Below are 21,420 nucleotides of genomic sequence, written 5' to 3'. Positions count from 1 at the left end.
ACCCGCACATCCTGTTTGGACTCGTCGGCGTTTCCGCTTAAGAGCGGCCAAACGCCGTGATCCATGCACTCGCCAACCCCACGCGCTTCCTCAAGATCGCGCGCCCGCTGACGCCCATCCTGTTCTGGAGCGGGTTGCTGCTGACGCTTGTCGGTGCCTGGGGCGGCTTGACGCAGACGCCGCCCGACTATCTGCAAAAGGAAAGCGTCCGCATCCTCTACATCCATGTGCCGAGCGCGTGGCTGGGGATGGGGGGGTGGAGCGCGCTGGCAATTGCGTGCTTTGCCTATCTGGTGTGGCGGCATCCGTTGGCGATGGTTGCGGCGCGTGCGACGGCGCCCGTCGGGGCGATGTTTGCCGCGCTATGCCTGATTACCGGGGCGATCTGGGGGCGGCCTACCTGGGGTACGTGGTGGCAATGGGACGGGCGGCTGACGTCGATGCTGTTGCTGTTCTTCATCTATATCGCGTGGATTGCGCTTGAACGTGCCGACCGCGAGCGGGGCGGGGACGGGCGCATTCCGGCGCTGTTCGGGATCGCAGGAACGGTACTGCTGCCGGTGATTCGCTATTCGGTAGTGTGGTGGAACACGTTGCATCAGGGGCAGAGCCTGACGCTGACCAAATCGACGATCCATGATTCGATGCTGTGGCCGCTGCTGCTGACGCTCCCCGGTTTCTCTCTACTGTTCGGCGGCATCGTCCTGATGCGGATGCGTGCAATCCTGGCGGAGCAGCGCGTCGAGGCGCGGATGCGGCGGATGACGGCATGAACCACTGGCCGTTTATTATTGCCGCCTATGCGGTTGTGACGCTGGGCATTGGTGGTCTGTCGCTGGCAAGCTGGGTTGGGATGCGCCGCGCCGAAGCCGCTTCTGAAGCATTGAGGGACCGGCGATGAAGGCGAAGCACCAGCGATTGATCCTCGGGCTGCTCGCACTGGCCGCGATCGGCGGGGCGAGCGGGTTGGCGCTGTCGGCGCTGCGCGATCAGGCTGCGTTTTTCTACACCCCCAGCGACCTCGCCACGAAAGCACCCCAGCCAGGCAAGGCGGTACGACTCGGCGGCATGGTGCAGGCGGGCAGTATCAAGAAGCTGGCCGACGGGATCACCATTTCCTTCATCGTCGCGGACAATGGCGGGACAGTGCCGGTGCGCTTCACCGGCGTCGCCCCGGACCTGTTCAAGGAAAATTCCGGCGTCGTGGCCGAAGGCAAGTTCGAGGCGGACGGCAGCTTTACCGCCGACAATCTGCTCGCCAAGCATGACGAACGCTACATGCCGCCCGAGATCGCCGACAAGATGCCCGCGCCCGGGAACATGGGGCGATGATCGCCGAAGCTGGGCTGGCGGCATTGTGGTTCGCAGCGGCATTGGCGCTGCTCCAACTGGTCGCGGCGGCGCTGGGGTTGCGGCTGCATTCGAGCGCGTCGGGGAATGACCTGATCGCGGCGGTCCGTCCGGTGGCAATCGTTCAGGGGCTGCTTGCCGCACTGTCCTTTGCGCTGCTCATCACTCTGTTCGTCCAGTCAGACATGTCGGTATTGCTGGTTGCGCAGAACAGCCATTCGGCCAAGCCGATGCTCTACAAGGTGGCGGGCGCATGGGGGAACCATGAAGGCTCGATGCTGCTCTGGGTCACCGTGCTGGCGCTGTCGGGCGGAGCGATTGCGTTGCTGGAGCGGCAGCTTGATCGCGCGACGCTGACCGCGACTTTGGGCGCGCAGGCGGCGATTGCATTGGGCTTCTATGCTTTCCTGCTTATCGCTTCGAACCCGTTCACCCGGCTCGATCCGCCGGCGCTGGACGGGCTGGGTCTCAACCCGCTGTTGCAGGATCCCGGTCTCGCCTTCCACCCGCCGACGCTGTATTTCGGCTATGTCGGCCTGTCGGTGGCCTTTTCCTTCGCGGTGGGCGCGATGCTGACGGGGGTGGTCGGCCCGGCGTTCGCGCGCGCGATGCGGCCCTGGGTGCTTGCGGCCTGGGTGTTCCTGACGATCGGCATCACGGCAGGCAGCTATTGGGCCTATTATGAGCTGGGCTGGGGCGGCTGGTGGTTCTGGGATCCGGTCGAGAATGCGTCGCTGATGCCGTGGCTTGCCGCGACGGCGCTGCTTCATTCGGTCAATGTCCTGGCGGCGCGCGACGGGCTGCGCGCCTGGACGCTGATGCTTGCGGTGGTCGCCTTTTCGATGTCGATGCTCGGCACCTTTCTGGTCCGCTCGGGTATTCTGACGAGCGTCCATGCCTTTGCGGTCGATCCGACGCGCGGGTCGTTCATTCTGGTGCTGCTCGCACTCTACATCGGTGGAGCGCTGCTGCTGTTCGCGTTGCGGGCAGGTACGATCCGGGCCGGGCAGGGGTTCGATCCGCTGAGCCGCGAGGGCGGACTGGTGCTCAACAACCTGTTGCTGACCGTCATTCTCGGCATTGTGCTGATCGGTACCCTGTATCCGATCGTTGCGCAGGCGATGGGCGAGCAACTCTCGGTCGGGCCGCCCTTCTTCAACAAGACTGCCGGGCCGATCGCATTGCTGCTGGTCGCGGCGATGGCCGTGGGGCCGCTGCTCAAATGGCGGCGCGACAATGCCAATGCGGTGCTGGGCAAGCTGACCGTGCCGGTCGCTGCGGCTATGCTGGCGATGGCGGCAACCTTCGTATTGGCACCCGGCACCGGGTGGATGGAGATCGTTGCGCTGGGGCTTGCCGCCGGTCTGACGATCGCGAGCTTCGCGCCGCTGTGGAAGCGTAACCTGCTGCGTACGCCGCTTTTCACCTGGGGCATGGTGATCGCGCATTTCGGTGTCGCAGTCAGTCTCGCCGGGATGGCGATGGACAGTGCCTTCACCAAGGAGCGGTTGGTCGCGGCAACCTATGGCCAGCCCTATCAGGTCGGGCCGTGGCGCGTGGTGCTTGATGGGGTGGGCCCGGCGATCGGCGACAATTGGTCGGCGATCGAGGGGCGGGTGACTGCCCGCCGCGATGACGGCCCGGCGATCCTGCTGCGGCCGCAACGCCGCTTCTACGCATCGCCCCCCACCGACACCGCCGAGGCGGCGATCCGGACCCGCTGGGACGGGCAGCTTTATGCCGTGCTGGGGGAGCAGGATGCGCAGGGGCGCTGGCAGCTGCGGCTGTGGTGGAAGCCGTTCGTGACCTTGATCTGGTTCGGCGGCGGGCTGATTGCGCTCGGCGGCGCGTTGTCGCTGTTCGGGCGGCTGTTCCGCGAGCGGCGCAATGCGCGGCGGCGGGAGGAGGCGGAATGAGCCGCTGGAAGCTGTGGCTGCCGCTGATCGGTTTTGCCGCGCTGATTAGCGTCGCGATCTTCGGCCTGCGCGGACCTGGTGAGGCGGTGGTCAAGTCGGCTTTGGTCGGCAAGCCGCTGCCCGAGTTCGCCCTGCCCGCGATGGTGCAGGGCAAGTCGGGCCTGACCCGCGCCGACCTTGCCACCGGCAAGCCGCGTCTGCTCAACGTCTTTGCCAGCTGGTGCGTACCGTGCATTGCCGAGGCACCGCAGCTCATGAAGCTCAAGGCCGCCGGGGTGCAGATCGACGCGGTCGCGATCGCCGACACGCCTGAGGCGGTGGCGACATTCCTGTCGCGACATGGCGACCCCTATGCGCGGGTCGGCGACGACCGGCAGCGCGCGGTACAGATCGGACTCGGCTCGTCGGGCGTTCCGGAGACCTTCGTGATCGACGGGCAGGGGCGGATCGCGATGCAGCATATCGGCGATATCCGCGAGGATGACGTGCCGAAGCTGCTCGCGGCGTTGGAGGCCGCGCGATGAGCCTGATCCTCGCCATTGCCCTGGCCGCAGGGGCACCCGCCGATCTCGGCTACACACAGCTGCCCGATGCGCGGCAGGAGCAAGCTGCGGCGGACCTGATGTTCGAGCTGCGCTGCCTGGTGTGCCAAGGCCAGTCGATTGCGGACAGCGACGTGTCGATGGCCGCCGACATGCGCCGCGTTGTGCGCCAGAAGATCGCAGCGGGAGAGAAGCCCGACGATGTCCGCGCGTGGCTGATCGAACGTTATGGCAGCTATGTGACCTATGACCCGCCATTGAGCTGGGCCACAGCGCCTTTGTGGTTCACACCGTTGCTGTTGCTCGCGCTGGGCCTCTGGATCGCGCGCGGCAGTTTCCGCAGGAGGCGCGGCTGATGGGATGGGTGATGCTCGCGCTGGTTGGGGCGACCGCGTTCGGACTGCTCGGACTGTTCGGCGCGCCGCGCGCCCTGTGGAGCTTTGGTGCGGCGGCACTGATGCTCGGCGCGACCGGTTATGCGCTTCAGGCGAAACCTGGGCTCGCGGGGGCACCAGCGGCGAGCAAGAAGGCTGCGGTCGATGACGAGGGCGTAGCGCGGATGCGCGAACTGCGCGGAGCGATGTTTGGGCGCTTCACCTCGCTCGATACCGCATTCTTCCCCGCCGACGCGCTGATCCGCACCGGAAATCCCGATAGCGCGGCGCGGATGATGCTGGGCGCGGTGCGACAGGAGCCGCAAAATGCGGCGCTGTGGACATGGCTTGGCATGACGCTGGTCGAAGCGGATCAGGGGACGATGTCGCCCGCTGCGGGGCTCGCATTTCGGCGTGCGACGACGCTGGCCCCCGGGCATCCCGGGCCGTTCTTCTTCTATGGCATGGCGCAGGCTCGAGCAGGGCAGCCGGAGGCGGCGGTACCGCTATTGCAGCGTGCCTATCAGTTCGCGCCTGAGCGTGCGGAGTATCGTGCGGACATCGCCCGCGCACTGATCCAGATCCAGATGCTCGCGGCGATCCGTGCGCGGGCAGCTCAGGCCCCCGCACAATAAGGTCAGCGCGCTGCTGCCTTTTGCGCCAGTTGCGCCTCGACCAGCTGGATCGCCTTTTGCACCGCCGCCTCGATCGACAGAAAGCTGGTGTCCAGCACGGCAGCATCGGGTGCGGCGATCAGCGGCGCTTCGGTGCGCTTGCTGTCGCGTTCGTCGCGGGCGCGGATATCGGCGAGGACCCGGTCGAGGCTAACCCCTGATCCGCTCTTGCGCAGTTCGGCATGGCGGCGGCGTGCGCGGATCATCGGGGTCGCCTTGACGAACAGCTTGGCGTCGGCGTCGGGGGCGATGACCGTGCCGATATCGCGCCCGTCCAGGATCGCCCCGGCGGGTTGCACTGCGAATCGTTTTTGCCGCTGAAGCAAGGCGGCGCGAACCAAAGGGTGCGCCGAAACGATCGAGGCGGCCTTGCCGACCTCATCGGTGCGCAGCCATTCATCGGCGAGCAGCAGGTCGTCGAAACTGGTCGCCGCGACCGCGTCGGCCTCCTGTGTTGGGTCCTGTTCATCGCGCAGTACCGTGGCGGCAACCGCGCGGTAGAGCAGGCCGGTATCGAGATAAGGCAGGGCGAAATGGCGCGCCAGCGCGCGGGCGATGGTGCCTTTGCCGGAAGCTGCGGGTCCGTCGACGGCGATGATCATGGCTGGTGGTCGGTCAGTCGGTCGAGAGTGGGGAAAAAGCCCGGATAGCTGGTCGCGACCGGGCTGGCATCGTCGATCGTCACCGCATCGCGCGCGCCGAGTCCAGCCACCGCCATGCTCATCGCGATACGATGATCCAGTTTTGAGGCGATCTGTGCGCCGCCGGGCAGCAGCTCGCCGCCATTGCCGTGGATGGCGAGGCCGTCCTCATACTCCTCAAGCTGGACCCCATTGGGTTCGAGCGCGGCAACCATCGCCGCGATTCGATCCGATTCCTTGACGCGCAACTCCTCCGCCCCACGCGCGACGGTGCGCCCGCTGGCGAACGCCGCGGCGACGAACAGCACCGGGTATTCGTCGATCATGCTGGGGGCGAGGTCGGGCGGCACCTCGATTGCGGTGAGCGGGGCGTGGCGGACCCGAAGATCGGCGACCGGCTCGCCGCCCACGTTGCGCGCGTTCAGCTCGGTGATGTCGGCGCCCATCATTTTGAGCGCGGTGATGATGCCCGTGCGAGTCGGGTTCAGCCCCACATTGGCGATGACGATATCGGAGCCTGGGACGATCGACGCGGCGACCATCCAGAATGCGGCGGACGAAGGGTCGCCGGGGACGGTGATCTGCTGCGGCTTCAGCTCCGCCTCACCGCGAATCGCAATGATGCGGCCCTGAGGCGTTTCCTCGACCGTCAGCTCGGCACCGAAGCCGCGCAGCATCCGCTCGCTATGGTCGCGGGTCGGCACGGGTTCGATCACGCGCGTGACGCCCGGCGTATTGAGGCCTGCGAGGAGCACTGCTGACTTGACCTGGGCCGAGGCGACAGGGAGCGAATAGTCGATGGGCACCGCGGGGCAGAGGCCGCGCATGGTGAGCGGCAGGCGACCGCCGGGGCTCGACGTGAACTCCGCGCCCATCGCCGAGAGCGGATCGATCACGCGGCCCATCGGGCGCTGCGACAGCGATGCGTCGCCGGTGAAGGTCGCGGTGATCGGATGGCTGGCGACCAGGCCCATGAGGAGCCGGGTAGACGTGCCCGAATTGCCCATCTCCAGCGCGGTCTGCGGCTGGAGCAGCCCGCCCACGCCGACGCCGGCGACGTGCCAGATGCCGTCCGCATCGCGCTCGATCTGCGCCCCCATTGCCCGCATTGCCGCAGCGGTGGCAAGGACGTCTTCGCCCTCCAGCAGCCCTGTGATCCGACTCTCGCCGACCGCCAGCCCCGCGAACATCAGCGACCGGTGGCTGATCGATTTGTCGCCCGGAACGGTGACGCTACCGCGCAGCGGGCCGCGAGCGGAAATGGCGAGGGGGAGGATAGAATGCGCACTCATCGGCGGCGGCTTTGACAGGGGGCTTGCGCTATGGCAAGGCGCGCGCCACTTCACGGGGACAAGTTTCCCGTCATCCCTGTAAATTCGAACGAAAAGGCATGGAACGCCACATGGTGAAGCCGGAATGGGGCACGAAGCGGAGCTGCCCGAAATGCGCGACGCGCTTCTACGATCTGACCAAGGATGAGCCGGTCACCTGCATCAGCTGCGGCTATGCGTGGGAACCGGAGCCGATTCTGAAGTCGAAGCAGCCGCTGCCGTTTGAGGCGGCCAAGGCCGACATCGAAAAGGTGAAGAAGGACGATACAGACCTTGGTGACGAGGATCTGGACATCGACGAGGACGCCGAGGGTTCGCCCGACGATGACGTCGATCTGGGTGGCGACGACGACCTGGGCGTCGATACCGGCGACAGCGACGAAGAAACCTGAGAAAAAGCGGTTGCACACCGCGCGATGGCTGCTAAAGGGCATCGCCTTCCCGGAACGGATGGGGCCGTAGCTCAGCTGGGGAGAGCGCTGCAATGGCATTGCAGAGGTCAGGGGTTCGATCCCCCTCGGCTCCACCAATCCCCCTCGCCAAAGTCTTGAGTTTACTCGACTAAATGGCGAGGGGTCGGGAGCGATCCCACAGAAGTTCCCACGTCGCTCCTTCGTTCGTGTTGGACGCCAGTGAACATTCTTGGGCAAATCCACTGCCGACGCCGGTAGCCGAATATTCACCGATCCGCGCCAATCGTGACCCGGCACAATGTCCGGAGATCACGTGAGCGCCTTCCAACCCATCTCACCTCGCGCTGCTGTGCAGCTGCTAGAGGACGCCGACACCGGCCTTGATTGTGCGCAGCTGCTAGCCGACCTGGCGGAAGCCGGGCGGGTGAAGGGCTATGCGCGCCTAGTCGAGGTTAGTGGCGTCGGGCGCCCGACGAGCGAGGTGCGCGACGGGCGGATCGATCGTGCCGTCTGGAAGCGCATTGTCGCCGAAGACAAGGTCGCCAGCATCTATTCGACGGGCTCAGTCCGCTTGGGCGGCGATACTGATCCGTCCGGCGCGATCAGCGTGCTGGGCATTCGGTTCGACGAGAAATCGGTCAAAGCGGCGGCGGTCGAGCATGGCCGTTCGAAACCAGCATCTTTGCCAGCTGAGCGAACGGCGAAGCCGGTAGTCCAAGTCCATCCCGCCGAGCCCGTTGCGGAGGTGGTGCAGGCTGTCGCGGTCGAGGAACGACCCCGGCGCATATTGCCTGACGACGCCGTCGCTATGTCGGTCGATGAGGCGTCAGCGGCTCTCGGTATCAGCAGGGGCACGGTCTATAAGCTGATGGACACAGGCACGCTGGAGTCCAAGAAGGTTGGCGGCCGCCGACTGGTTTCAGCCGCGAGCGTTCGCGCGCTGCTGACGCAATCCTAGCGGGTCAGAGGTCGCGCACCGAGCGACGGCGGGAGCGTGCTGGCGTGGCGCTCAAACAGCGTGAACTAAGCTGGAACAGGCTGTGACGTATCGATGAACGCGCGGCGAGCATCGATGCTGGCGATGTCCCTGCCTTACTGTTGCCTCTTGAGTTGGTGAGTTTAGAATGTATCGGCCACTCGATCGTTACAGTGGGATGCGATAGGGCGCGGCAGGATGCAAACGGAGGCACGGCCAGAAGCTCGCTTGAAAGCAGCGGTCATCGACCGCCTGTTTTCCAGTGCGCATGTCGATCAGGACTCAGTGCTCGTTAGCGAAATGGTCGTGGAGAACTGGGCGCGCCGAGCCGACGTGGTGTTGGCGAATGGCAAGCTATGGGCTTTCGAGATCAAGTCCGAACTAGACAGCCTTGCGCGCTTGCCTGGCCAGATCGAGGTGTTCTCGCGCAGCTTCGAAAAATTTGTGGTCGTCGTGGCTGCGAAGTTCGAGGACGCTGCCCGTAACTTGATCCCGGAAGGTGTCGGCCTGTGGGTCGAGATGGCGGATGGTTCGTTGCGCGAGAGAGCGCGACCGAAGATCAATACTCTCTCGAAGTCGGCAGCAATCCGGATGATGACGGCGAGCGAATTACGCCGGCTGCTCGCCTGCAACGGCTCTGCTGGCATCGCGGCGTTTCCACGCAGCGAACTTGAACGGCTCGCTTCTTATCTGCCAGCATCGGATCTGGCGAATGCGGCGCGAGACGCGATTAAGCGTCGGCACCGCGCCCGACACGCCAGCTTCTGCGACGCTCGTTCAACTACAGGCACCCTGTCGGCGCTGACAAGCCTCCGTCGGCGTGATAGCCGCTTGCCCGGCGTTGCCTTGGAACAGCCCAGCATATGCATGCCACTACCGCCAGTTGCGGTGCCGCTCCATCATCCCGCGATCGTCATCGCTCCAGCCGGTCCGGTTCTTCGGCGCATCAAGCGCTAGAAGTCGTCTCCATCCCCATCTTCCTCGTCAAGATCAGGGTCGCGGAGGGACAAGGTGTGCTGACGCTCTAAATGCATATTCACGCGCGCAGCAATCCAGTTCGCGGGTGATCCAAAGCCGGGAGGCACCTCGCCGGTAGATGCCGTATCGCGGATCATCTTGGCGCCCCAAGATTGGCTGGCAAAGGGAATGTCCCAATCGGGCAAGGCCACAATTGCTTTTGCGCACGCGACGTATCCCCCGTCGTCATCACGCCGACGCTCGTAGTGCCAGCGAAGATCTAAGCAGTAATCGATGCGGGGAACGAACCGACTGATCATCGGCTCGAAGGGCACGGGGTAGATTGAGCCGTGGTCTCCATAAATGGCGACGTTGTTGCCGCCGATATGCCAATGGAAGTCGCGTTCGATGATCTCGAGGCTGCCCCGAGTATCACCGTAAGCGGACACCGCCTTTGGATAGCTGGACGACATTATGGCGATGCGTGCGGCGGCATCGATCGTGCGCAAAGCTGTGATAACCCTGAGGCATTCGTTCTCGCGAGGCTCAAGCGATCCCCGCACATAACCGAAGTCCAGCACCACCAGCATGTTGTTCACGTCGTCAACGGCGCTCATGGCTGCCTGCAATGACGGCAAGTCCTGGGCCGGGTGTCGAGATCGGACAACCACGACACCATAGTCCCGCTCGAGCTTCCGAACCTGCTGGATGAAGGGTCGTTCAGGCGTGCCATCGCGCAAGAGAGCGACAGGCACCGCTTGGGGGGATTGCGATGCAAGCCCGCGCCAAGTCGCATAGGCATCGTCCGGATTGCACAGACCCTCAAAGCCCGCACATGATTGCCCCGGGAAACTATTTAGATCGAGGAAGAACGGACCGCCCACGGTTTCGGCGATTGTCGCCAACACTCGGTCGGGCTGGTCGATCCTGCCCAACTTGCCCAACGAGACGAGCGGGATGAGCGCCGACTTGGTATCCGTGCGAAGCTGACGAAACCCCTTCAGCTCCGCTTGCCGGGACCGGATGGCCGGAAGATACTTGATCGCGTCCAGATTTTCAGGCGTCACCAGCCGGCTCCTCAGGTTCGTCTTTGCGCCGCGGAACTCGCGGGGGCGCTGTGGTCGGGGCGGTTCCCATCAGATCGAGCACCGATCGGACGGCAAGAGAGATGTTATTGGACGTCGCACTCCACTCAGCGGCCTGCCCGCGCGTGTCCTTCAGCTCGGTTTCGAGCTCGACGATTCGGGTCCGTTGAGCCGCTAGGTTCTTTCGCTGCGAACCAATGATCGCGCCAAGGACGACGCTGATGGTCGTTGAGGTGCCGATCGCAACGCCGGCGAGTATCAACGGCTCTGTCCACAGCAAGGCGACGACACCCACCACGCCGAAGATGAACCCGCCCACCGCCAGGGTCGCGCCCAGCCAAGTTGTCTCTGATAGGTCCGGTGCGCGCACGCCCGACACTGCCCCCTCGAATCACCCTGCTACATCCTGCAAACTTTCGACAGGATAGGAAGAGCGAGTGCGACCAGATTGGGGCGACTCTCATCATTCTGCTGAAGCGACCACCCGCAGGGTGGGAGCTCAGCAGCTGGTTTCGCCACCTCGCGGGGGGCAGCGCTTGCTTCAAGGCAGCCTCGTCATGATGATAGGCGCATGATCAGGGGTGTCCCCACAATCGTCGCGGACTGCTTGGTGCGTTGGGCGGCAAACACGCCGCAGGTCGAGCGGATGTGGCTCTTCGGCTCGCGGGCGCGAGGCACGCACAGAATCGACAGCGACATCGACCTGGCCGTCGAGCTTGTGGGCTGGGACAGCGACGATCCAGACAAGCAGGGCGAAGCGCTGGCCGACTGGATCTTCAATGCCGACGACTGGCGTCATCAGCTACGCGGCATCACGCCGCTGAACATCGACTTGAACCCAATGTCGCTCGAGGACCAGCGAGTATGGCCAGCTGTCCGGCGTGAGGGCGTGATGGTGTTCGAGCGTGGATAGAAGGCGAACGACCTACCCTTAAAGCATCAGAGCCGCAGCCGGGTTCAGCTGCCTGCCAGCTTCTTCTCCGGATCGAGACCTACGGCACGCCTGAACCGCGCCATCGTGCTTTGCACCGAACGCCCACCGCGCAGGTCAAGCATGGCCGACGCTAGGTGCAGGCGAACGATCGGCGGCAGCTCCTTGTCGTCGGCAGCCGCGCGAAGCACCTGCATCGCCTCGTCAGGTTCCATCTTGCCGCTGAATCGCTTCTTCATTTCAGCGAACTGCTGCTGGGTGACCGTGTTATCGACCATGCCCGTCTCCCACTGGTTGCGTCATCGCCGCAGCTTCGACGTGCTGATGTGTTTAGGGCGCCAGCAGATAACCTCGGCTTCCCTGCGATCACCCTTCAGCGCCACCATGTCAGACTTTGCGATGGTCGCTCGGACCAGCAGCGCCTGATCATCCTGCTGGTAGCGGTGGAGGAAGGGGAAGCGTTCAGCTTGGTCACGCTCCAAGCTCCAGCTGAGGCCCCACTTGTTGTTCCGATAGCAGCCGCGATAGACGGTGAGCTGATCCGGCAGAGCTTCGAAGGCAGCCCGTTCCTCTGCGGTCATCATCTCGTTGCGCCATAACCCTGGCTCGTCCCGCGTATCTCCGAATGGCGTGTCTAGCAGATCATCGCTCAACAGGCCGATGTTATCGCAGGTTGTCCACTCTTCGCCCAGCAGCGTCATCCAGTCGCCATCCTCCATCCGCCACGCAATCTCGATCACCATGCCGAGGCGGTTGTAGCTGTTGGCGAATCTTACATGCTCCCGGCCCTGCGCCAGCGTCATCGGTGAGAAGTCGGTCATGACACGAACATCGCTTCGACGATGGCTTGCATCAACACCCCGCGCGGCACCGGCACGTTGACAGTGGTATAGCCGCTGTTGTTCGCCCGCCGCTGACCGTAAAGCCCTGCCCATTGACGGCCATGCTGACGCCAAGCCCGCTGAAGTGCCGGCACCGGTAGCAGGACGCATGTCGCGGCCGGCGCATGAGCATAGGCGATGAAGTCGGCAGCCAAGGGCTTCTGCACCCAGCCGGGCAGTTTGCGGGTTTCGTCGGACCAGCGCTCTAGCAGCACGTCGGGCCAATCTTCGGTGCGGATCTTCTCGTCCACAGTGAAGGTGCGACCGCAGGCCAGGGTCAGCAGTCGGTCGATACCGCCGCGCTGCGCCCAACCATCCTGATCTACGGCCACCGCACTGACCAGCGTGGGAAATGCCCGCCGATATATTGGCAGCCACCATTCGTCCCCGAACCGCTGGGACAGCGCCAGGCTATCCTTGAAGCGGTGGACACGCTGATAACCCGTCGCTCGGGGTTGGTGAGCGACGGGTTGCGAGGTCAGAAGCCGAGGGGGTGTCGGCTCCCAATGTCCTGAGTTAACTGAGACGGTCGTCCTCCTTGTCGTGTTCGTCCTCCCCCGGGTCGCTGATCGGACAGCCCGGCCCGCCCATGCCCCGAGGCCTGCCGGTCCAATGCTCGTCCTCTGCGTTGCCGGTATCCAGCTCGTCACCATCGGGTTCGAAGTCAGGGTCGCCGTCCTGCTCGTCCATCTGCTCGATCGCGCGTTCCACCAGTCGATCGAGCGCCACGCGGGGCAGGCTCGGGATGGCGGATAGCAGCATGTCGATGGGCAGCGCTTCCGGCTTGCCGTAGCGGATATGCAGGGACGCGTTCATGCCCTGCCCTCCCGCGCTAGCGCCCGGTTGATGCGGGCGACTGTTGCTGGCCGAAGTGTACGCCCGCCCTGCACGTCGTGGATCAGCCGGGGATCGCCGACCGCTTGCCGACCGAAGCGGCTGAGCGGGATGTCGTGATCATTGCAATAGCGAGCCAGGACGCTGGCGATCTGATGCGCGGGCATCGTGCTGGTGATCGTCATGCGAACACCTCCCCGGCTCGCGCCGCGATCTCAGCCTTCACGGCATTCATGCGCTCGGGCCGTCCGACCAATTGCGCCATCATGAAGGTCAGGTCCTGGGCGAACACGCCGGCGGTCAGGAAGGCGATGCGCTCGCCGGTATGGACATAGCCACCCCCAAGCGTTGCGAAATCCGACAGCCATTGAGCGGGGTCGAAGGTGAGGACGGCTGAAGCCACCCCGTCGTTCGTGGTGGTCTGCATTGCTCAGTCCTCCACCACGCCAGTGCGCAAGCGGCGACGCTGAAAGACGCGGTTTGCGCCTTCCTGGAAGGCCGTGCCGATCGTCCCGTGGTCGTCGGGTAGCTCACACGCCATGAAGTCGAACACAGCTTCTAGCGCCGTCTCAACCGTATCCCATTCCAGTTCCTTGCCGCCCTCGTTGGATGAGAGCAGGTCATACGCGTTGAGCGCATGATACTGTAGGACCATCGCCTCGGCCCAAGTCATCGGCACTTGAAAGAGGGTGGCGTTGGCGACGGCATTTGCCTCTCGACAACTGGCCTTCATAGCTCGCTCAAGCGCGAAGCGCTCGGTATCGCCTTTCGGCAAAGCACGCTCGGCATCTTCGATGGCGCTATATTCGGCCTGGGTCTGCTCCCACCGCTGGTGCAGCGCCATGAGGGGCGAAACAGGTTCGTTGACCACAAGGGCGAGGAACTCGGTCCCGACCGCCATGATGTCCGCCACCGTGCCGATGGTTGCGGCCTCGGTTTCCGCTTCCTTGATGGACGCGGCCTCGATGGTCAGCCGCCAGCCGGTCAGGTGCGGCGAAGTCCACGCGATGCGATTGATGATCTTGGCCATCGCTCAGCCCTCCCCCGCGCAGCGCGAGTATCGCATAGGCGATGCACTTCGCGTCGAAGTCGAGGTCAGGCAGGATGCTGCGCAGGACGCTGGCGTCCTCGCGCGCGATCATGAACTCGGTTGCGCGAGTCTGACAGTGGCCCCAGCCGCTCGAATGGTTGAGGGCGATCCACAGCTTGATTTCCGATGCGCGGATGCTCTTGTCGGCATGGTCGGCGACCGCCTGTTCCAGAGCGCTCACAGCGTTCCAATGCCGGATAGAAGCGGCCTCATCGTCAATGTCGAGGGCTTCGATCTTCAGCAGCTCGGCCTTGGTAGCAGACCATAGCCGCTCGATCTGGGGGCTGGCCGTTGCTTGCGCTGCATGGGCAGCGATAAGTCCGGCAGCCGCAATGCTGCCGATTGCGCCGAACGCGGCGCGTCGGGTAGTAGGTTTCATAGTCGTGTCCCTTCTAGTCCAAGGGTTGCGATCAGGCTCGACGCGGTGTTCCACCACCTCGTCGGGCCGTTATCTCATTAGGATAACGAAAAGCGTTATGAGTGACGATTTCCGTTGAGTCAACGCTTATCGTTAGGTTGCACCAAAACCGTTGGCGTGGCATGACTTTCCAATGATCACTGCGCCCGTCTGTCGCGCCGCTCGCGCACTGGTCGAAATGAGCCAACAAGAGCTTGCTGACGCCGCCGGTGTGGGACAATCGACCGTGCGCAATTTCGAGGCAGGTCGGTCTGTCCCGATCGGGAATAATCTCGTTGCTATCCAATCAGCGCTCGAGCGAGCCGGCGTCGAATTCTTGGCTGCCGACACGCCGGTAGAAGCCGGCGGTGTCGGAGTGCGCCTTCGGTCCTAGCGGTTACTGCCCGGCAGCTTCGTCTTGATATAGCGTGCTGCAGGGAAGTGGATCGCGCTGTGGCAGGGGATGCAGAGCGCCCGCATGTATCGCCACTTGGTGCGATCAGGATGCCCGTGCGGCAGGTCGTGGTGAGCTTCTTTCGATGGTCGGATGCCGCAGCCTTGGCAGATCGGGTGAGCGTCGAGAAACAGGCCGTTACGCTTCTGGCGCGAGTTCGGCCAAGCGGTCCGCTGCTTCGCACGCCATGCAAGGGTGTTGCTCATGTCATTTTTCCTCTCAGTGGTTGATCCAACCACCACTGCCCAGATCACTAGCGCCCGTAGGGCGCGTTCTTCTGAATGGCCTTGTCGATAGGCCTGGAGTGCGACCATCGTCGTAAACTGTCCGGCAAGCATGGCGCGGTAGCAGTGGCTCATGGCCGGGACGGAGGCACAGCGTAGAGTCACAGAAGGCCGGCGGATCACGTCAGGCTTCAGAAACGCCCGCGTGCGTGACGCTCAATCGCTGCCCCTCGGCTGGCGCCATCTGACCGCCGTGGACGTCGCATTGCTGAAGGAAGCGTTGGCGAAGGCCGCCGCGCCAGATGCCGATCTGCGAACCTTGGAAGGATGCCTGCTGGCCTGGGCGACCCTGGCGACGGGCCGACACCCGGCCCACTTGCTGGCGCTGTCTATGCGGATGGCGCGCAAGAGCGAGCGGTTAGCGGCTGGCGTGCCAGGACTGGTGTCGATCGATGGCCGGTGGGGATGGTGGCTGCTGGCCGCAGCGCCGCCCGGTCAGCGCAATGCGAGCGACCTGATGTGCCCAACGTCGCCGGGGCTGTATCTGCCCGCCACCAAGGCAATCGCCGAATTAGCTGGGCGCTGCGTGGCGATGCGGAGGAGGCAATCGGCCGGTCGCGTGAACGTGTCGGGGGCGCCAATTCCGCTGTTCACATTCGGAGATGCCCTGCTAGCCAACGTCACGGCCATACTGGCCGCGCGTCACCCGTTGAGCGCACAGCGAGCACGACGCGCCACCACCACACCTGAAGCTCTCGCGCGGTGGCTCCCAGCGGAAATGTTGGGGGCGGCTGGCGGTGACGTGGTGACCGCTTCGATCGCGGGCGGTCGCGTGCTTGGTCAAGGTCAAACCGCGATCTTCTATGGCGCCGTCCGCCACGAACATCTCGTCGACAGATACCGCGCTGCGATTGCACCCATCGATCAGCTGTCGCATCGCGAGGTGCCGGCGCAGTTGGTTGGCGCGCACCTGGGGGATCGTCTCACGCCTTCCGACGAGACAGTCCGATCCCTCATTGCTCGCTTGGCCAGCGGTTTAGGGGATCCGGCGCTGGACGCGGCCGAAAGTCACGAGGCTATGCTCGCCTATACGGTGGCGCTGCTCGGCTTCGCGCTGGCTCACCGTGGCAACAGCGGCACCGTCCCCAGCGCCCGTGATGTCGACGCGGGCACACGGCTGGTCTGGATCCACGACAAGGCAGTATCCGGCGCGCCGACTCGTCGGCTGGTGTGGGTGTGCGACACTGCGATGACCCAGCTTCGCCGATACGATGAACATCTGGATCAACTCCACGGTCGAGTGTCGCCCATCGCCGCGCAGGCGATTACGGCACTGCGCGAGCGATCGGGGCTGCCGCTGTTCAGCATGATGTCCGGCCGCGTCGTGTCGCTCACCGTCGCGCAAGCCTTCCGACGCGCTTTTAGCGGTCAGGGATTGCCTAAAAATGCCGGACGGCACTGGCTGCGCGCGCGGCTAGTGGGACGGTGCAGCACCGAATCCCTCCACGCCCTGTTCGGTCATGGCCCGAGCGGTGACGGCCCCTGGGACGCCCACAGCGCCCTGGACCCGGCTGCTTATCGTGCTGATCTGGCCCAGGTGATCGACCCGGCGCTCTCGACGATAGGCTGGACCGTCCGAAGCCCGTGGGCGGAGTGCCGACGATGAACATGATGGCCGCGATCGAAGTCGATGCCGGCACGTCCTGCGATTGGCGCATGGGCGAGATGATCTGGTCAGCTATCCGTTTCGGGGGTCTGCTGGATCAGCGGGACTGGCCGTCTTGGGCAGTTGGCGTGCAGCGGGACATTGCGGTCGTTGGCCCCCTCATTTCGGTGGAATTGACACACGCGGGCAACCGCGGGGCAGGGCGATGGTTCGCGGACCCGATTACTGCGGTGCTGATAGCTCGGTGGCATCGCGAGGGGCTGTTGTTGCCCGAGGCGGCGGATGCGGAAAGCTGCCTTGCGCTGTTCCTGGCGACGCGCGGCGAGCGAATAGAACAGGTGGCATTGACCAGCCGCAGGGCATGGGAATTCAGACTGCCCGGCCTGCTGCTGGCCTATGCCAGCGGCGATGTCCCGGCGACGTCGGTGCGTCGTTCAACGTGGGAGCGGGTCGTCTATGGCCCCTCGACGCCCGACGAGCCGATGGCCAGCGCGGTAGCGGAAGTCGAGCGAGCCCCGGCTGCGGCTTGGATTCGCGACGAGCTTACCTTGCTGCGCAAGGCTGCTCGTGCGCCCACATATCTGCGGGGGCGGCGCGCTGCGGTCTATCGAAAGGCAATGGCGGCTGGCCAAGTCGAGGCGCTGGGCGCTTCGCCGAGCCCCATCCGGACAGCCCTGCGGCAGTGGGTGGCATCCGCGCTGCGACATGAGAGCGGTCGCGCGTCAAAAGGCTATTCGCCCTCGACCGCCGCGGGCTATCTGCGCACCCTCGCCGAGGTGTTCGACGGCTGGGACGATTGCCCGCTGACGACTGACGCGCGGCTGGTCGCGGACCATGTTCTTGCGGCGCTATTGGCAAGGGAGGGCCGCCCTCAGGTCGAGGCAGTGAAGGCGATGCGATCCTTCCTGAGCTTCGCGAACATCCACCGGAGCGATCCGGTAGAAGTCGGGCTGGACGAAATCGGCATCGATCAGGTTTTTCACGCCGATCTAGTTCTGCCCGACGCTTACGACCGGGCGAGGGCGGCGCTAATACGGATGGGCGATGCCGACGCGGCGGACTTGCTGACGCTGATGTTTCGTGCCGGGCTCCGGCTAGACGAAGCGGTCGCGCTGCGCGCGGGCGATGTCTGCATCCACGGTGATCGCGTCGAACTGATCGTCGAGGCGAACGACGAGCGCGCCCTGAAGACCAAGACCAGCCGCCGCATCTTGCCCCTCGACGTGCTGCTGGAGCCATTCGAGCTAGAAAGCCTGCGGGACCGCGCTTCGGCTCGACAAGCTGCCAGCTTCGTTGATGGCGAAGCATGGCTATTCGGCCACGACCTGGCCATCTCGCCGCCAGACCGGCATCCGATCGCGCGGCAACTGGACCGGGTGATCGCTGTGGCGGCTGGTAGCGGGCGGGTCGGCCACAATCACCTGCGGCACAGCTTCGCATCGTTCCTTCTTGCCACACTTCTGTTGCCGCAGGATGTCGCCCGGCCGGCGGTGCCGGATCGGCTTGGCCCCGTGGTGTCCCCAGAACGCTTTCAGCGCGTTGCCGACAGGCTGCTGGGCGATCAGCGGCTGGGGGCAGGGGCATTGCACGCGGTCAGCCAATTGATGGGGCATACCGGACCGCGCACGACCCTGCGTCACTATTGTCATTTGCTCGATCTGAGCTTGGCCCTGCACTGCTCTCGGCCTTCAGCGATGGGCATGGCCGACAGGGGCTGGCTCCATCACTTGCTCGACGTCGGACCCGACGCGGCCCGCAAGGCGAACTCCCGCGCGGCAGTGCCCACCAGATCGACATCGGCTGGTGTGCGGCCGATCGCCGTCCGGCCTTGCCCAACAGCCATGCTGGGCGGCACGCCAGACGCCGGTTCAATGATCGCTGACAGCCAGCTGCTCGGGGCTGGGGTGAAGCGGCTGACACGCGACCTGTCGCGCAAGCTGGCTGCGCACATGCTGGAGATCGAAGCCCCGTCCAGACGGGTGGCAACGCGAGGATCTGGCAGCCGCGGCACTACCCATGAAGCGGTCAAGCGGCGGAAAGGGGCAGACGGGTATCGGGTGCCGTGGCGGCGGCTGGACATGGCTGGGCAGGGGACATTGCCCGCGCTGCCACCTGGGATAGAGTATGCGCGCTTCGTCGATCGGCTATTGCACCTTTCCCGACGCCCCGTCCGTGCGGAGCGGGAAGCACTCGCGTTGGTCGTCGAACGGTTCCGCGCCGGCCGCTCTGATATTCGGCTTCGGCGTCTGCGCGATGCCGAGGCGTTCGTGCGGCTGCTCGGTGTGATGGGCTTAGATGTCGGTGAGGTGCGGTTGTTGCTGACCAGTGGTCGCGGTCGCGGCGCGACGTCGGATCACATTCACCGCTTCCTCGAAGATAGAAGCGCCATGCCGCAGTTGGCGGGGCGGGGTAGATGGCGGGGTTCGCTGGTCGTCCGGCTGCAACCGCAGGGACTCGACCATCCGATTTTAGCGGTGAAGGCGGCCAGGTTCGCTCTGGCGGCGCTACATGCCGATGTGATCGCTACCGGCCGCCGCGACTGATTTCCCGCATCAACATACTCGGATCATCAATCTCTCATCCGCCATGGTTAACTGTCCTCTGCGCTGCCCATAGGCGCGGTTGAGCTGCGCAATTGCGCGTCTACCCTGCGCAATTGCGCACCTTGGCGGCGCAACGACGCAAGTCGGCATCTTGCCGGATGTTCCCGAATCGTTCTACCCAGCGGATAAGCCGCTGCGGCGGTGATTCGGACATCGATGGAGCATCAGCATGCAGCACGATCTGCAGCTGCGCGCGGGCTGCGCGCGCGATATACGACGCCTGCTATCCCTGCGACGAGTGGGCGCCAGTTGGTTTCGACGAGGCCGAGCGGCTGGGGACGATCCACTATCGCCAAGCGGTGGACGGGGCGATGCAGTCTCGATCGGTATTCGCCAGTGCCGGCCAGCTCGAACTGTTCGGCGAGGCGGCATGAGGCGCAAGGGCGAGCGGAAGCTGCAGAAGACCTGGCCCCCTTACGCGGTCGAGGCGATCCGGCATATGATTGCCACCGGGACCGACTGGCTCCAGGCGTGGATCATGCAAGCATGCACACCGCTCGATCGGCTGGCCCGCGCCAGCAAGGTCGATTGGGAGCGGGTGCACGACATCTGCGCGGGCGCGGCTCCCACCCGAGATGAGCTGATTGCCTTCGCTGCCGTGTGGAATGTGGACGTCGAGGTCGTCATCTCAACCATGCCGGATCCGCCGGCGCTGCTCGACTGACGTGGCGCGCTTCAATTCGGACGGGACGCGACAGCCGACCAACCTGTTCGAGTGCGCCGCGTGGCATATCGCTATACAGGTGATCTGCCGCCGCCCTCAATGCCGCCGCGTCGCCGTGTTCGATCCTCACCAGCTATGGTGGCTGTTCGAGCGCAAGCATTGGGACATGCGGTTGGGCGAGGTGAACCGGAAGCTACGGTGCAGCGCGTGCAAGGCGGGCGGAACAATGAGCTTGCTGAGAGGCGAGGCAAAGGCCACGGTGTCGCTGCCTTGGCCGGACGAGCGGGAATGGAAGCGGGCAGTCAGCCGGTTTCGCGCCTGAGCAACCGCTAAAACATTGCCAGCACTGGGGCCCAAACTGGAGCCGACGCTATCGCGGTGCCCAGCGACCCGCCGATCGCGCCCTCAATGATGGTCTTCAGGGACTTGCCAGCGGCCGCAACGATTGAAGGATCCGGCTCGTCGAGGAGCTGCGCCTCTATCGTGGCTACCTGCGCGTCGGCTTTACGACGTTGAGTGGGATCGAGGTCAAGATCGCCAACGTGTCGCTTATAAAGCTCGACAATCGCTTGCAGATCGTTTGCCGAATAATTCGAAGTCTGAATGCCTATGCCCCCGGCTGCGATGTGTTGCAGAGGTGAATTGTGCATGGAGCCGATGTTGTAGGTTACGGAGGAGGCCGACGCGTGTCCCGTCTGCACGGGCTTAAGGTCCTCGACATAGGATGCCAGGTCTCGATTGAACGGCACGATCACAGAAGCAGTGATCTTCCTGATGTCTCCCACTATCTTCCGCCCGCTATAGTAATAGCGATGTGCCAAGCTAAGGAACCAATTCGGGCTTTGGGCTGCACGCTCGATCAAGTGAATTGCTATTCCAAGTTCTTCCTCACGCGCAGTCGGCCAGTTGAGGCGCGCGCTGCCCATCATGCCGCCCCCGTCGCTCGCGTTGTCAAGAAATTGATCGAAGTCTGCTTTGGACTTCAGATCTTCGATTATTGGCTTCAACTCGTCGGCATTCAGCGCCTTCGCCATGCGCTCAAGGGGGCGCTCGAAAGTGTTATAGTCCGCTGTCTGCAGATCCAGCACAGCATTGTTTACCTCGCGCAGCGCGGTCTTGATGGTCACGAGCCGCTCTCCTCAGCGGCCCGCCCAGCTGCGGCCCGATCAAGGATCGCTTGGCGATAGCGCTCCTTCAACTCGACCACGACGCCCTCGACCATGTCGTTCTTCGAGTAACTTCCAACTCGCTCGTCGATCGCAGTCTCCATCTGCTGGATTGCCAACTCGATGCTCTGCGGGTCATTCGGGTCGAAGCTGACACTCGTGATGTCCCCGTCGAGCGCCGCCACCGCCCGCTCCAATTCCTTCATCTTCCGGATCGCCTGATCCAATCCTTTGATCGGCATCTCTAATTT

The 21,420-nt window shown here is 64.3% G+C and carries 32 protein-coding genes and 1 tRNA gene; 19 read left to right on the top strand and 14 right to left on the bottom strand.

All coding sequences use genetic code 11. The features are described 5' to 3' along the window. Positions 1-56 precede the first annotated feature (56 nt). From ccmC to LRS12_RS17365, 7 genes are read left to right on the top strand one after another with little or no spacing between them, the layout of a single operon-like run. A complete protein-coding gene (gene ccmC / locus LRS12_RS17395) occupies positions 57-773 on the top strand; it encodes a heme ABC transporter permease CcmC (protein ID WP_257845773.1) in 717 nt (238 codons plus the stop codon). Beyond that, positions 770-901 carry a heme exporter protein CcmD gene (gene ccmD, locus LRS12_RS17390; RefSeq protein ID WP_257845772.1) on the top strand — a complete coding sequence of 44 codons (132 nt, stop codon included), beginning with the start codon at positions 770-772 and terminating at the stop codon, positions 899-901. The genes ccmC and ccmD overlap by 4 nt, the downstream gene beginning before the upstream one ends. Further along, entirely contained in the window at positions 898-1,332 is a 435-nt protein-coding gene (ccmE, locus tag LRS12_RS17385; RefSeq protein WP_257845771.1) for a cytochrome c maturation protein CcmE, read from the top strand. Before ccmD ends, ccmE begins: the two co-directional genes overlap by 4 nt. After that, positions 1,329-3,266: a heme lyase CcmF/NrfE family subunit gene (locus LRS12_RS17380; RefSeq protein ID WP_257845770.1), complete on the top strand. Its 1,938-nt coding sequence runs from the start codon at positions 1,329-1,331 to the stop codon at positions 3,264-3,266. The genes ccmE and LRS12_RS17380 overlap by 4 nt, the downstream gene beginning before the upstream one ends. Further along, positions 3,263-3,790 (top strand): DsbE family thiol:disulfide interchange protein, encoded by a 528-nt coding sequence (locus LRS12_RS17375; RefSeq protein WP_257845769.1) that lies wholly within the window; start codon positions 3,263-3,265, stop codon positions 3,788-3,790. Before LRS12_RS17380 ends, LRS12_RS17375 begins: the two co-directional genes overlap by 4 nt. Further along, positions 3,787-4,164: a cytochrome c-type biogenesis protein gene (locus LRS12_RS17370; RefSeq protein ID WP_257845768.1), complete on the top strand. Its 378-nt coding sequence runs from the start codon at positions 3,787-3,789 to the stop codon at positions 4,162-4,164. The genes LRS12_RS17375 and LRS12_RS17370 overlap by 4 nt, the downstream gene beginning before the upstream one ends. After that, positions 4,164-4,817, top strand: coding sequence for a tetratricopeptide repeat protein (locus LRS12_RS17365; RefSeq protein WP_257845767.1), 654 nt, complete (start codon positions 4,164-4,166; stop codon positions 4,815-4,817). The genes LRS12_RS17370 and LRS12_RS17365 overlap by 1 nt, the downstream gene beginning before the upstream one ends. 2 nt (positions 4,818-4,819) lie before the next feature. Here the strand turns inward: LRS12_RS17365 and cmk are convergent, their stop codons facing one another. Both cmk and aroA read right to left on the bottom strand, forming a co-directional pair. Next, positions 4,820-5,458 (bottom strand): (d)CMP kinase, encoded by a 639-nt coding sequence (gene cmk / locus LRS12_RS17360; RefSeq protein ID WP_257845766.1) that lies wholly within the window; start codon positions 5,456-5,458, stop codon positions 4,820-4,822. Continuing rightward, on the bottom strand, positions 5,455-6,789 hold the full coding sequence (aroA, locus tag LRS12_RS17355) for a 3-phosphoshikimate 1-carboxyvinyltransferase (protein ID WP_257845765.1): 1,335 nt from the start codon (positions 6,787-6,789) through the stop codon (positions 5,455-5,457). The genes cmk and aroA overlap by 4 nt, the downstream gene beginning before the upstream one ends. Before the next feature lie 110 nt (positions 6,790-6,899). Between aroA and LRS12_RS17350 the strand changes: the two genes are divergently transcribed. The 4 genes from LRS12_RS17350 (at position 6,900) to LRS12_RS17335 (ending at position 9,174) form a co-directional block, all read left to right on the top strand. Next, a complete protein-coding gene (locus tag LRS12_RS17350) occupies positions 6,900-7,220 on the top strand; it encodes a TIGR02300 family protein (protein WP_257846174.1) in 321 nt (106 codons plus the stop codon). Between the two features lie 60 nt (positions 7,221-7,280). Then, positions 7,281-7,357: transfer RNA gene (locus tag LRS12_RS17345), tRNA-Ala, on the top strand. Positions 7,358-7,590: 233 nt separating this feature from the next. Continuing rightward, positions 7,591-8,199: a helix-turn-helix domain-containing protein gene (locus LRS12_RS17340; protein ID WP_257845764.1), complete on the top strand. Its 609-nt coding sequence runs from the start codon at positions 7,591-7,593 to the stop codon at positions 8,197-8,199. Positions 8,200-8,415: 216 nt separating this feature from the next. Beyond that, positions 8,416-9,174 (top strand): sce7726 family protein, encoded by a 759-nt coding sequence (locus LRS12_RS17335; protein ID WP_257845763.1) that lies wholly within the window; start codon positions 8,416-8,418, stop codon positions 9,172-9,174. On the opposite strand, the gene LRS12_RS17330 is transcribed toward LRS12_RS17335, so the two are convergent. Both LRS12_RS17330 and LRS12_RS17325 read right to left on the bottom strand, forming a co-directional pair. Next, positions 9,171-10,241, bottom strand: coding sequence for a beta family protein (locus LRS12_RS17330; RefSeq protein WP_257845762.1), 1,071 nt, complete (start codon positions 10,239-10,241; stop codon positions 9,171-9,173). The two genes, LRS12_RS17335 and LRS12_RS17330, sit on opposite strands and share 4 nt — an antisense overlap. Beyond that, positions 10,231-10,629: a hypothetical protein gene (locus LRS12_RS17325; protein WP_257845761.1), complete on the bottom strand. Its 399-nt coding sequence runs from the start codon at positions 10,627-10,629 to the stop codon at positions 10,231-10,233. The genes LRS12_RS17330 and LRS12_RS17325 overlap by 11 nt, the downstream gene beginning before the upstream one ends. A gap of 201 nt (positions 10,630-10,830) precedes the next feature. On the opposite strand from LRS12_RS17325, the gene LRS12_RS17320 reads away from it, so the two are divergent. Beyond that, positions 10,831-11,172 carry a nucleotidyltransferase family protein gene (locus LRS12_RS17320; protein WP_257845760.1) on the top strand — a complete coding sequence of 114 codons (342 nt, stop codon included), beginning with the start codon at positions 10,831-10,833 and terminating at the stop codon, positions 11,170-11,172. Between the two features lie 44 nt (positions 11,173-11,216). Here the strand turns inward: LRS12_RS17320 and LRS12_RS17315 are convergent, their stop codons facing one another. The 7 genes from LRS12_RS17315 to LRS12_RS17285 form a co-directional block, all read right to left on the bottom strand. Continuing rightward, positions 11,217-11,468, bottom strand: coding sequence for a hypothetical protein (locus tag LRS12_RS17315; protein ID WP_257845759.1), 252 nt, complete (start codon positions 11,466-11,468; stop codon positions 11,217-11,219). Positions 11,469-11,489: 21 nt separating this feature from the next. Next, the gene (locus LRS12_RS17310) at positions 11,490-12,011 is read right to left on the bottom strand and encodes a hypothetical protein (protein ID WP_257845758.1); all 522 of its coding nucleotides are present in this window, start codon (positions 12,009-12,011) and stop codon (positions 11,490-11,492) included. Further along, positions 12,008-12,403 (bottom strand): hypothetical protein, encoded by a 396-nt coding sequence (locus tag LRS12_RS17305; protein WP_257845757.1) that lies wholly within the window; start codon positions 12,401-12,403, stop codon positions 12,008-12,010. Before LRS12_RS17305 ends, LRS12_RS17310 begins: the two co-directional genes overlap by 4 nt. 184 nt (positions 12,404-12,587) lie before the next feature. After that, positions 12,588-12,887, bottom strand: a complete 300-nt coding sequence (locus LRS12_RS17300; RefSeq protein ID WP_257845756.1) for a hypothetical protein — start codon at positions 12,885-12,887, stop codon at positions 12,588-12,590. Next, on the bottom strand, positions 12,884-13,090 hold the full coding sequence (locus LRS12_RS17295) for a hypothetical protein (protein ID WP_257845755.1): 207 nt from the start codon (positions 13,088-13,090) through the stop codon (positions 12,884-12,886). Before LRS12_RS17295 ends, LRS12_RS17300 begins: the two co-directional genes overlap by 4 nt. Further along, positions 13,087-13,332, bottom strand: a complete 246-nt coding sequence (locus LRS12_RS17290) for a hypothetical protein (RefSeq protein ID WP_257845754.1) — start codon at positions 13,330-13,332, stop codon at positions 13,087-13,089. Before LRS12_RS17290 ends, LRS12_RS17295 begins: the two co-directional genes overlap by 4 nt. 3 nt (positions 13,333-13,335) lie before the next feature. Further along, positions 13,336-13,935, bottom strand: a complete 600-nt coding sequence (locus tag LRS12_RS17285) for a hypothetical protein (protein ID WP_257845753.1) — start codon at positions 13,933-13,935, stop codon at positions 13,336-13,338. Between LRS12_RS17285 and LRS12_RS17280 the strand changes: the two genes are divergently transcribed. Further along, positions 13,922-14,263 (top strand): hypothetical protein, encoded by a 342-nt coding sequence (locus LRS12_RS17280; RefSeq protein WP_257845752.1) that lies wholly within the window; start codon positions 13,922-13,924, stop codon positions 14,261-14,263. The genes LRS12_RS17285 and LRS12_RS17280 overlap by 14 nt on opposite strands. A 283-nt stretch (positions 14,264-14,546) precedes the next feature. Then, positions 14,547-14,786, top strand: coding sequence for a multiprotein-bridging factor 1 family protein (locus LRS12_RS20450; RefSeq protein WP_374581469.1), 240 nt, complete (start codon positions 14,547-14,549; stop codon positions 14,784-14,786). On the opposite strand, the gene LRS12_RS17275 is transcribed toward LRS12_RS20450, so the two are convergent. Further along, on the bottom strand, positions 14,783-15,052 hold the full coding sequence (locus tag LRS12_RS17275) for a hypothetical protein (protein WP_257845751.1): 270 nt from the start codon (positions 15,050-15,052) through the stop codon (positions 14,783-14,785). The genes LRS12_RS20450 and LRS12_RS17275 overlap by 4 nt on opposite strands. A 223-nt stretch (positions 15,053-15,275) precedes the next feature. Between LRS12_RS17275 and LRS12_RS17270 the strand changes: the two genes are divergently transcribed. The 5 genes from LRS12_RS17270 to LRS12_RS17250 all read left to right on the top strand — a co-directional run bounded on the left by LRS12_RS17270 (position 15,276) and on the right by LRS12_RS17250 (position 20,325). Then, positions 15,276-16,736, top strand: a complete 1,461-nt coding sequence (locus tag LRS12_RS17270; RefSeq protein ID WP_257845750.1) for a hypothetical protein — start codon at positions 15,276-15,278, stop codon at positions 16,734-16,736. Further along, complete coding sequence (locus tag LRS12_RS17265) at positions 16,733-19,279, top strand: hypothetical protein (RefSeq protein ID WP_257845749.1); 2,547 nt, start codon at positions 16,733-16,735, stop codon at positions 19,277-19,279. The genes LRS12_RS17270 and LRS12_RS17265 overlap by 4 nt, the downstream gene beginning before the upstream one ends. 158 nt (positions 19,280-19,437) lie before the next feature. Continuing rightward, the gene (locus tag LRS12_RS17260) at positions 19,438-19,713 is read left to right on the top strand and encodes a hypothetical protein (protein WP_374581464.1); all 276 of its coding nucleotides are present in this window, start codon (positions 19,438-19,440) and stop codon (positions 19,711-19,713) included. Continuing rightward, positions 19,710-20,003, top strand: coding sequence for a hypothetical protein (locus LRS12_RS17255; RefSeq protein WP_257845748.1), 294 nt, complete (start codon positions 19,710-19,712; stop codon positions 20,001-20,003). Before LRS12_RS17260 ends, LRS12_RS17255 begins: the two co-directional genes overlap by 4 nt. 1 nt (position 20,004) lies before the next feature. Then, positions 20,005-20,325, top strand: coding sequence for a hypothetical protein (locus LRS12_RS17250; RefSeq protein WP_257845747.1), 321 nt, complete (start codon positions 20,005-20,007; stop codon positions 20,323-20,325). A 7-nt stretch (positions 20,326-20,332) separates the two neighbouring features. Here LRS12_RS17250 and LRS12_RS17245 read toward each other — a convergent pair whose 3' ends face one another. Then, on the bottom strand, positions 20,333-21,130 hold the full coding sequence (locus LRS12_RS17245) for a hypothetical protein (RefSeq protein ID WP_257845746.1): 798 nt from the start codon (positions 21,128-21,130) through the stop codon (positions 20,333-20,335). Next, positions 21,127-21,411 (bottom strand): hypothetical protein, encoded by a 285-nt coding sequence (locus LRS12_RS17240; RefSeq protein WP_257845745.1) that lies wholly within the window; start codon positions 21,409-21,411, stop codon positions 21,127-21,129. The genes LRS12_RS17245 and LRS12_RS17240 overlap by 4 nt, the downstream gene beginning before the upstream one ends. Positions 21,412-21,420: the final 9 nt, after the last annotated feature.

It is taken from the genome of Sphingomonas sp. J344, assembly GCF_024700005.1.
Lineage (GTDB): Bacteria > Pseudomonadota > Alphaproteobacteria > Sphingomonadales > Sphingomonadaceae > Sphingomonas.
Note: the sequence above shows the minus strand (reverse complement) of the source record. Positions and strands in the feature narration are given on the sequence as shown.